Origin of the sequence: Bacillus cereus group sp. MYBK15-3 (assembly GCF_051916765.1) — a bacterium.
GTDB classification, from domain to species: domain Bacteria; phylum Bacillota; class Bacilli; order Bacillales; family Bacillaceae_G; genus Bacillus_A; species Bacillus_A cereus.
Map to the genome: position 1 here is coordinate 1 of NZ_JBQAHG010000021.1, position 2,532 is coordinate 2,532.

Genomic DNA, 2,532 nt, shown 5'->3' on the forward strand with positions numbered 1-2,532 from the left:
AATTGACGTTTCACGTTGTTTGTTTCGTTCAGTTTTCAAAGAACTACTTGGTCGCTCATTTGCGACTTCCTTATGTTAACATCTTCGTTAGTTAATGTCAACTAAGTTTTTCATTTCGTTTGTCGCTTTCGACGTTAATATCATCGGCGACTTGTTCTATAATACACCTCTAAAGTATAATCGTCAATACGTTTTTTAAAAAACTTTATATTTTATAGATTTCACTTATGTATTTCTTCTATAGTTATATACAAGCACCCCACAGAACAATCTATGGGGCGCTCTTCTACCATAAAAACTATTGTTCTTTCGACGGCACCGAACAACTTCCATCAGTACAAGAAAGATCGCTTCCACCCTCTGAAGAAAGTTCTTGTAACTTAGGTGCAGGATTCTCTTCTTCCCACACTTGCTGAAGTGCACCAACAAAAGTTTCAAGTGGTTGTGCACCTGAAATAGCATACTTTTGATTAATAATAAAATAAGGTACTCCCGAAATTTGATATTGCTGAGCAATCGCTTCATCAATTCTAACATCATTTGCATACGCATTTTTATCATTAATAACATTTAAAGCCTCTTGCTTATCTAAACCTGAAGCTTCAGCGATAGTAGCAAGTGTATCCACATCACTTAAATTTTTCGATTCAGTGAAATATGCAAAAAGTAAATTTTCTGTAATCTCTTTTTCTTTCCCTTGATTCTTTGCAAACTTCGCAAGACGATGCGCATCAAAAGTATTAGTCGGCTTCATCTCATCAAAATTAAAACTTAAACCCATACTAGCTGCATGATTTCCTAACTGTACGTTATTACGCTTAGCTTCTTCAATACTCATTCCATACTTTGATGCAAGTACTTCATTAATACTTGTTCCAGAATAGATTGGAGCATTTTGGTCTAATTCAAAACTTTTAAACTCAACTTCAACATCCTTCTTATGTGGAAATTGCTCTAAAGCCATCTCTAATCTACGTTTCCCAATATAGCAAAATGGGCATACAAAATCCGACCATACTTCAATTTTCATAAAAACACCTCATTAACATTTAGTTTTCAATCATTGTAGCACTGAGATTAAGGAATTCAAAAGTTTTTGCTCTACCTCCTTCATATAGTACATACAAAAATACACTTATAGCAGAATACCTAATTAACAAAAAAACGATAATCAAAAGGATTAACTATTATCCCTCCGATTATCGTCTATATAAATGCAACAACTTTAATTATGCCGGAATATACTTCCCTACGAACTTCCATACAGTATTCCAATATTTATTCGAATCTACTTTCTCCGCTTCCCCATGTCCAGCACCTGGAACAATTAATTTCTCTTTTTCTACTTTTGCAGCATTATATACTTCATCTAACATTTCAAAAGGAACGAATGTATCAGCATCCCCATGAATGAACAGCATAGGTGTTTTACTTTTCGCTACTTGTTTTACAGCTGAGGCCTCTTCTAAATCATACCCAGCTCTTAATTTAGTAACCGTATTTGCCGCATTCATAACAGGAAACTTCGGTAAGTGGAATAAATCTTTTAGTTGATAAGTAAATTCATCCATAACAGTTGAGTATCCACAATCTTCAATAATAACTTTAACATTAGAAGGTAAATCTTCTCCTGAAGTCATCATTACAGTTGCCCCGCCCATTGAAACACCAAATAGAGCTATTTCAGCATTAGGGTCTTTCTTTAAGATTTGTTGAATCCAAATTAACACATCTTTACGATCATGCCAGCCCATACCAACATAATCCCCTTCACTATTTCCGTGCCCACGAAGGTCTGGTGCTATGACATTATAGCCTTGTTCATAAAAGTTACGAACATATTTCGTCATTTCTGATGCTCTACCACTATATCCATGAACTACAATTGCCCATTTATGACTAGATGGTTCATTCATATATTCATAACCTTTTAAATTTAATTTATCGAAAGAACGTATAGTTAATGTGTTAGGTTTATACTTCGATACGAAGTTTGCATTCTTTTCTTCATTTGCAGCCAATACATCTCCCGACGCATTTACCGTTTCCACTAAATGAGGATTATCTTGCAAAAATTCCTTTTCTTGTTTCGCATTTAATGCATAGTTATAAAAATAATTTCCAACTAACATATACACGATTACTAGCAGGACTAAGACTACTATAGTAATTATACTTATCTTTTTCATATTATCTCCTTTTCTAACTTAAATCTTCTTATATTAAAGTACATCAAAAACAACTGTACTATTTTAACATACCAATGAATTCTATCTTTAAGAAATAAAATAGAAAATCTTAAATTACCTGTCAAAAATCACGAAAGAAATTGAATAAAACTTATATAGCTACGTACTCAAAAATCTTTTAAAAAATGAGCAGCACTTCAAAATATTTAGCTTTGAAAAGAAGTTATAAAACACAAAAAAGACGAGTCATTCTGACTCGTCTTAAGCTTGCTTGGCGACGTCCTACTCTCACAGGGACAAGGTCCCAACTACCATCGGCGCTAGAGAGCTTAACTTCCGTGTT

At 33.7% G+C, this 2,532-nt stretch carries 2 protein-coding genes; both read right to left on the minus strand.

Going from position 1 to position 2,532, the window contains the following annotated elements; translation table 11 throughout:
* Positions 1-298: 298 nt before the first annotated feature.
* Positions 299-1,030 (minus strand): DsbA family oxidoreductase, encoded by a 732-nt coding sequence (locus tag ACTFR8_RS30240; RefSeq protein ID WP_000687945.1) that lies wholly within the window; start codon positions 1,028-1,030, stop codon positions 299-301.
* Positions 1,031-1,229: 199 nt separating this feature from the next.
* A complete protein-coding gene (locus ACTFR8_RS30245; RefSeq protein WP_000723978.1) occupies positions 1,230-2,189 on the minus strand; it encodes an alpha/beta hydrolase in 960 nt (319 codons plus the stop codon).
* Positions 2,190-2,532 lie beyond the last annotated feature (343 nt).

What these genes read in the sequence shown, in the direction of transcription:
- ACTFR8_RS30240 (WP_000687945.1), bottom strand. Translation starts at nt 1,030, where the DNA reads ATGAAAATTGAAGTATGGTCGGATTTTGTATGCCCATTTTGCTATATT.
- ACTFR8_RS30245 (WP_000723978.1), bottom strand. Translation starts at nt 2,189, where the DNA reads ATGAAAAAGATAAGTATAATTACTATAGTAGTCTTAGTCCTGCTAGTA.